At 57.7% G+C, this 385-nt stretch carries 1 protein-coding gene; it reads right to left on the reverse strand.

Features of this window, described 5'->3' with window-relative positions; genetic code table 11:
• Positions 1-90: 90 nt before the first annotated feature.
• Positions 91-385, reverse strand: a 295-nt coding sequence (locus tag ABGV18_RS11530; protein WP_396586153.1) for a Fe-Mn family superoxide dismutase, incomplete at its 5' end; no start/stop codon positions are given.

Here is a 385-nt window from a genome sequence, read left to right on the forward strand (position 1 = left end):
TTCGGGCGGTTTTTTTGTGGCTACTTTTCACCAAACATAAAAAAACCGGGCGATTGCCCGGTTTTCGTCGTCCTGGCTGTGGAAACTTGCTTACTTGGCCGCGGTGTAACGCTTGACCACTTCGTCCCAGTTGACGACGTCCCAGAACGCATTGACGTAATCCGGGCGGCGGTTCTGATAGCGCAGATAGTAGGCGTGCTCCCAGACGTCGAGGCCCAAGATCGGGCTGCCCTTGACGTCGGCGATATCCATCACCGGGTTGTCCTGGTTCGGGGTGGAGGTGACCTGCAGCTTGCCATTGCCGTCAACGATCAGCCAGGCCCAACCGGAACCGAAACGGGTCAGTGCCGCGTTGTTGAACTTCTCGACCAGGTCGTCGAACGAG

Origin of the sequence: Guyparkeria halopsychrophila (assembly GCF_044582135.1) — a bacterium.
GTDB lineage: Bacteria > Pseudomonadota > Gammaproteobacteria > Halothiobacillales > Halothiobacillaceae > Guyparkeria.